This is a genomic window from Shewanella sp. ECSMB14102, from assembly GCF_000813075.1.
Classification (GTDB): Bacteria; Pseudomonadota; Gammaproteobacteria; order Enterobacterales; family Shewanellaceae; genus Shewanella; species Shewanella indica.
The window spans coordinates 1-481 of the sequence record NZ_JWGX01000141.1; the positions used below are offsets into that span (position 1 = coordinate 1).

The window sequence follows — 481 nt, forward strand, 5'->3', positions numbered from 1 at the left end:
GTCGCATAGCGACATGCTTACGAGCGAGAGCCAGGGATGGCGAACTGGCCCTTGTGCATGGATGCACTTGCTCCACGACTTTAGGCCGCTGGCACAGCGGCTAATATAGCTTCCAGCTAAAAGTTCCTAAGTTAGTATTGGCCGAGCTTCCGGCCACGGTGTAGTCAATCACCTGCGGTGCGCTCTCGCACAGGCGATCCTGTGACTCGCTGCGAGTACGTCCCTGTAAGCTCTGCCTCGCCATCCCTGGCTCGGAAGGTCACAGTTCCGCCTGTGCCTGGAAATGAGGTGTATGTCTGAAGACACTTCAGATGTTTCCAGCTACTCAGCGCTAACAGAATTGCACCAGCTCCCCTTCGGAGCCGCCGCTGGCGTTGTTGCAAATCGGCGTAGCCGAGACAGGGATGTCGAGGCTCGAAGGTCGAGCAAGGTGAATGTTGCGAAGCAACAAGCTTATGAGCGCGAGCCAAGGAAGGCGAGC

1 protein-coding gene is annotated in these 481 nt (G+C 57.2%); it reads left to right on the forward strand.

The window, feature by feature from the left end; genetic code table 11:
* Window positions 1-292: 292 nt before the first annotated feature.
* Window positions 293-481: hypothetical protein (locus RC73_RS21330; protein ID WP_235370049.1), on the forward strand; the 189-nt coding region annotated here is incomplete at its 3' end.